Source organism: Reyranella sp., from assembly GCF_050185545.1.
GTDB lineage: Bacteria > Pseudomonadota > Alphaproteobacteria > Reyranellales > Reyranellaceae > Reyranella.
The window spans coordinates 1-5,509 of record NZ_JBFWZI010000074.1; the positions used below are offsets into that span (position 1 = coordinate 1).

General features: G+C 67.5%; 6 protein-coding genes. 2 read left to right on the forward strand and 4 right to left on the reverse strand.

Features of this window, described 5'->3' with window-relative positions; genetic code table 11:
• Positions 1–449: 2OG-Fe(II) oxygenase (locus AB7O82_RS19800; RefSeq protein ID WP_428619986.1), on the forward strand; the 449-nt coding region annotated here is incomplete at its 5' end.
• A 254-nt stretch (positions 450–703) separates the two neighbouring features.
• On the opposite strand, the gene pcaG is transcribed toward AB7O82_RS19800, so the two are convergent.
• From pcaG to pehA, 4 genes are all read right to left on the reverse strand, one after another.
• A complete protein-coding gene (pcaG, locus tag AB7O82_RS19805; RefSeq protein ID WP_428539057.1) occupies positions 704–1,267 on the reverse strand; it encodes a protocatechuate 3,4-dioxygenase subunit alpha in 564 nt (187 codons plus the stop codon).
• Positions 1,268–1,271: 4 nt separating this feature from the next.
• A complete protein-coding gene (gene pcaH, locus AB7O82_RS19810) occupies positions 1,272–1,967 on the reverse strand; it encodes a protocatechuate 3,4-dioxygenase subunit beta (RefSeq protein ID WP_428539055.1) in 696 nt (231 codons plus the stop codon).
• Between the two features lie 190 nt (positions 1,968–2,157).
• Complete coding sequence (locus AB7O82_RS19815) at positions 2,158–2,535, reverse strand: copper-binding protein (protein WP_428619987.1); 378 nt, start codon at positions 2,533–2,535, stop codon at positions 2,158–2,160.
• Between the two features lie 209 nt (positions 2,536–2,744).
• A complete protein-coding gene (gene pehA / locus AB7O82_RS19820) occupies positions 2,745–4,295 on the reverse strand; it encodes a phosphoric/sulfuric ester hydrolase PehA (RefSeq protein WP_428539051.1) in 1,551 nt (516 codons plus the stop codon).
• Positions 4,296–4,455: 160 nt separating this feature from the next.
• On the opposite strand from pehA, the gene AB7O82_RS19825 reads away from it, so the two are divergent.
• Positions 4,456–5,487, forward strand: coding sequence for a C-terminal binding protein (locus AB7O82_RS19825; RefSeq protein WP_428539049.1), 1,032 nt, complete (start codon positions 4,456–4,458; stop codon positions 5,485–5,487).
• The last annotated feature ends 22 nt before the right edge of the window (positions 5,488–5,509 follow it).

Below are 5,509 nucleotides of genomic sequence, written 5' to 3' on the forward strand. Positions count from 1 at the left end.
CGCCCGACCTGATGCGCTTCATCTCGCGCGTCGTCGGCGCCGCGGTCGCGCCGACGCCGATCAACGACCAGAGCTCGCTGTCGATCCTGCATTACGACCGGCCGCTCGATCACATCGGCTGGCACCATGATCACAATTTCTATCGCGGCCGGCACTTCACGGCACTACTGACCATCTTCAACGAGGGCGGCGGCAAGGGCGGCCTGAGCCACGCCGTCCTGACCGCGCGCCTGGACGGCGAGGCCGTCGCGATCCCGACCGAGCCCAACAGCCTGGTGCTGTTCGAGGGCGCTCTGGTCCGCCACAAGGTGACGCCGCTGCAGGCCGGCGAGCGCCGAGTCTTGCTCAGCATGACCTGCTGCACCGATCCGCGCGCCCGCCTGTGGCAGGGCGTCGCCCGCCGGATCAAGGACACTGCTTACTACGGCGTGCGGGCGCTGTGGACGTGAACTTATTCTCCTTCCCACGCCATGCGCGGGGAGGCGCCGCCGTCTTACGGCGACCTGTGCTTCGCAGAAGCGAAGCCGCTTCGGCTACGCGCAGGCAGGCGGAGGAGTCATGATGCTCCGGACCGCGGGCGTCTCGCCCGCTCATGTCACAAGCATGAACATGAGAGGGCGAGACGCCCGCGGTCCGTGAGTCATGGCTCCTCCGTCCGCGATGACGCGGACACTTCCCCAGCGGAGCTGGGGAGGAGAAAGAATCAGATATCGAAGAACACCGTTTCCTTCGGACCACCGAGATGGATCGGCAGGTGCCAGGTTCCCTCGCCGTTACGCTTGGCGATCAGCGTGGCACGACGCGCCGGCTCGACCAGGTTCAGCACCGGGTCCTCGGCCAGCGCCGCATCGCCGTCGAAATAGAGTCGCGTCGCGAGACGGTTGAGGACGCCGCGGGCGAACACCGAGACGTTGACATGGGCGGCCTGCAGGCCGCCCGCGGGCCACGGCACGCGGCCCGGGCGCACCGTGGCGAAGCGCGCGACGCCCTTGGTGTCGGTCGACGCGCGGCCGAAGCCCTCGAATCCGGCATCGAGCGGCAGGTTGCGGCGATCGTCGGGATGGTTGTAGCGGCCGTGGCTGTTGGCCTGCCAGATCTCGAGCATGCCGTCGGGCACGATGGCACCGTCGACGTCGTGCAGCGACAGCGCAAGCTCGATACGCTCGCCGGCGACGCCGGGCAGCGCCAATTCTGCATGATATGTCTTGACCAGCGTGCCCCAGTAGAACGGCCCGATGGTCTGCGACGGCGTGAGGGCGCGGCTCATGGCGCTATTCCATCGGCGTGGCGTTACGGCCACGCAGCACGATGTCGAAGCGGTAGGCGAGCGCCCATTCGGGCCGGGTCGTCTCCATGTCGAAGGCCGCCTGCAGGCGCTCGCGCGCCCCTTCGGGCACCGACTTGTAGATCGGATCGAAGGCGAGCAGCGGATCGTTGGGAAAGTACATCTGCGTGATCAGGCGCGTGGCGAAGCCCGGCCCGAACAGCGAGAAATGGATGTGGGCCGGCCGCCAGGCGTTGTGGTGGTTCTTCCACGGATAGGCACCGGGCTTGATGGTGACGAAGCTGTAGCTGCCCTCGGCGTCGGCCCGCGCGCGACCGCCACCGTAAAAATTCGGATCGAGCGGCGCGTCGTGCTGGTCGCCGGGATGGTGATAGCGACCGGCCGCATTGCACTGCCAGATCTCGACCATGGCATTGGGCACTGCCTTGCCGTCCTCGTCGAGCACGCGTCCGTGCACGATGATGCGCTCGCCCAGGGGCTCGGCCATGCGCTGGCGCGTCAGGTCGTTCTCCAGGCCGTCGAGACGCTCGGCCTGCAGCAGCGGGCCGGTGATCTCCGACAGGCTGTGCGGCAGCACCACGGCCGGCTTGCTGGGCGAGCGGCCGGGCGTCGATTTGTAGGCATCGAACCGGTTGGGCGGATGCTGGCCGGCCGACGGCCGGCGGTAGGTTTCCTCGTTCATGGCAGCAGTCTAGAGCGGTTTGCGATCGGGTGGAACGGCGAGCGGTTGCACTCGATCAGAAGTGGGCGCGCCACATCCCCGGGTTGCACGACGCCCGTTCGGCCCGACCGATCGCGGCCGTTCAGAACACGACTCGCCATCAGCCAACCTCGATGCCATCCCGCCTCGGATCCAAGCCGTGGGCGACGCCTCAGTTGCTGTTGCGGATGCGCGTGATCGTGTAGGTGCGGGCATCGCGCTCGACCTCGAAGCGCACCTTGTCGCCCGGACCCAGACCCTGGAGCGAGGCCGGTTCCCGGACATGGAAGACACGCGTGCCGCCGTCGAGGAAGAGCTGCGGGATCGGCCGAAACTCCAGGGTGATCCGCCCCGCCGCGTGGTCGACGGCGACGACACGACCGGCCGCGAGCGGTTCGTCGGAGGGCACGGCATGGCCGTGCGTCACCCCCACGTCGCCCTCGATCTCGGGCTCGCCGGGCAGAGTCATGGCGAGCGCCAGCACCTGACCAATCGTGAAGATCGTCGCGGCGAACGCGAGAATTGCGAAAAGGTATCTGCGGGCCATCATCCTTCTCCCGCGCCCCATTTGGGAACTGCACGACCGATTTCCAGAGGTTCCGGCTGTGACCATGTGCGCGCGCGGTAACCGCGCGAGACGATCGCGATCACGATCGCGTGCGGCAGGTGGCGACGCCGTTCTTCCTCTTTTGGGCCGCGGGCGTCCCGCCCGCTCATTATCACGAGACATGAGCGGGCGGGACGCCCGCGGTCCATGAGTCAGGCCGCGCGCGATTCCAGCCCGTTCGGTGTGGCGCGATATCCGGTCAGGGTGCGGTCGGCGAAGCCCAGCCGCCAGTCGAGCATGCGCGCGGCGTAGTCGGCGAGCGGCCTGGCGTAGGCGGGATCGGCGGCGCGGTTGACGAACTGGCCGGGATCGTCGCGGAGATCGAACAGCAGGGGCGGCAGGGCGGCGAAGTGCACGTACTTGAAGGCCTCGTCCTGCACCACGGCGAGCGCGCACTTGTCCATCGGGATGCCGAGCGCCGATTCCGGCTTGCTGTAGTAGAGATCGCGGAAGTCGAACTCGTAGTGCACCTCGCGGCGCCAGTCGCGCGGCGGCTGGCCTTCGCAGAACGGGAGCAGCGAGCGGCCGTCGCACTGCCGCGGCACCGGCAGGCCGAGCCATTCGAGGATGGTCGGCATGGTGTCGATGGTCTCGGTGAAGCGCTCGACGACGGTGCCGCGTGTGCCGTTGGCCTCGGCGCGCGGGTCGCGGATGATCATCGGAATACGGAACGACTCGTCGGTGTAGCCGATCTTGCCCAAGAGATGATGGTCGCCGAGCTGCTCGCCATGATCGCAGGTGAAGACGATCAGCGTGTGGTCCCACTGCCCGGTCTGCTTCAGATGGTCGAAAACGCGGCCGAGCTGATCGTCGATCTCGCTCATCAGGCCGCAATAGGTGGCGCGCATCTGCGCCACCTGGTCTTCGCTCATCGCCGAGCCCAGCCCCTTGCCGTCCTGGAAGAAGCTCGCCTGGCTGATGTTGTTCACATAGTAGGCGAGCAGCGGATGCTGCTCGGCCTCGGCCGCCGCGCTCGCCGAGCGCACTACCCTGGGCATGTCCTCCGGCCGGTACATCGCGTGGTAGGGCGCCGGTGCGATGAAGGGCGGATGCGGACGGTAGTAGCCGAGATGCAGGAACCACGGCCTGCCGCCGCGGCCGCGCAAGTAGCTCAACCCTCGCTCGGTGAACCAGGCGGTGTCGGACAGCTCCCGCGGGATGCGCGCCGGCCGCGCCGTCGCACCCGCTCCCGATTCGCCCGCGGGCTCGGCCCCTTCGGGCAGCCAGATGTCCTCGCGATTGTCAGGCAGCTTGTAGCCGTGGCTCGCCACCCAGCCGAAATAGGCGTCCTTGTAGGGCTCAAAGGCGCCGACCGGGCGGAAGCCATCCATGATGTCGCCCAGCACCAGGAAGCGCGGGTCCTGCGCGTTCGTCGTGCGCGGATCGGGCGTCGTGGTGGTGTAGCCGACCAGCGCCGGATCGTAGCCGCCGCGCCGCAGCTCATGGCCGAGGTTGGTGAAACGCGCATCGAGCGGAATGGTGTTCTGCACCGCGCGATGGTTCATCAGGTAGAGGCTGGTCAGCAGGCTGGCCCGCGCCGGACCGCACGGCGCACATTGGGTGAAGTGGTTGCGGAAGGTTACCCCCTCCTCGCACAGCCGGTCGATGTTGGGCAGCCTCAGGTAGTGCGCGCCGAGCTTCGGCAGCATCAGGCCGCGCCATTGGTCGACCACGATCAACAGAACGTTCTTCACCGCTTGCATGCCGACCCACCGTGATTGAGCGCGCGGAATCGCGCCGAAACGAGCCCTGTGAACCCGAGCATAGCCCATGCGCGCGCTTCCGAGCAGGTACAACCGCCCGCGGTTCCACCTGCCCGGAAACCGCTCTAAAGTGCCGCGAAATTCGCGGAGGAGACAACACGTGACTCGTTTCAAGATCGTGACGACCGGCCCCGGCGGCACCGACCATTCGCTGGAAATGGAAACCCTGAGCGCCATCGGCGCCGAGATCGTCGAAGTGACCGGCGGCGACGACGAACTCGCCAAGGCGGTGGCCGATGCCGACGCCATCTATGCCAAGGGCCGGCCGCGCATCACCGCCAAGGTGATCGAGGCGGGCCGCAAGCTCAAGGTCGTGTCGCTGGGCAGCGTCGGCGTCGATTCGGTCGATGTCGATGCGGCAACCAAGCTCGGCGTTCCCGTCACCAATTGCCCCGACACCTTCATCGAGGAGGTGGCCGACCATGCGATGACCCTGATCCTGGCGAGCTGGCGGCGCCTCGTGGTGCAGGATCAGATGGTGCGCAAGGGCGAATGGACCAAGGCGCGGCCGATGCTCTACCAGTTCCCTCGCCTGCGCGGCATGACCCTGGGCTTCGTCGCTTTCGGCCATGTCGCTCGCGCGGTCGCCAAGCGCGCTGCGCCATTCGGCTTCCACATGCTGGCCTACGATCCCTACATCGAGGAGCTGGTGATGTCGGAGTACGGCGTCGAGCCGGTCGGCCTCGACGAGCTGATGCAGCGCGCCGACATCGTCAGCATGCATGCGCCGGGCACGAAGGACGCCCATCACCTGCTGAAGGAAAGGCACTTCCGGCAGATGAAGAAGACGTCGCTGTTCGTGAATACCGGTCGCGGCTCGACGGTCGACGAACCGGCGCTGATCAAGGCCCTGCAGGAAGGCTGGATCGCCGGCGCCGGCCTCGACGTGCTCGAGACGGAGCCGGTTGGCCACAACAACCCGCTGCTCGGGATGGACAACGTCATCCTCACGGCGCACGTCGCCTCGGCCTCCGACCGCTTCGACAAGGCCCGCCGCCGCCGCGTGGGTGCGGAGCTCTCGCTGGTGCTGTCCGGCAAATGGCCGCGCGCCTGCGTGAACCCCTCGGTGCTGGAGAAGTCGAACCTGGTGCGCTGGCAGCCCTTCTCGATGGAACGAGGCCCGGGGAACTGAGGGCTCGATGCCGCCTCGCCGG

Excerpts from the sequence above, each read along its gene's own strand:
- pcaH (WP_428539055.1), bottom strand. The coding sequence starts at position 1,967 with ATGAACGAGGAAACCTACCGCCGGCCGTCGGCCGGCCAGCATCCGCCC.
- pcaG (WP_428539057.1), bottom strand. The coding sequence starts at position 1,267 with ATGAGCCGCGCCCTCACGCCGTCGCAGACCATCGGGCCGTTCTACTGG.
- pehA (WP_428539051.1), bottom strand. The coding sequence starts at position 4,295 with ATGCAAGCGGTGAAGAACGTTCTGTTGATCGTGGTCGACCAATGGCGC.
- AB7O82_RS19815 (WP_428619987.1), bottom strand. The coding sequence starts at position 2,535 with ATGATGGCCCGCAGATACCTTTTCGCAATTCTCGCGTTCGCCGCGACG.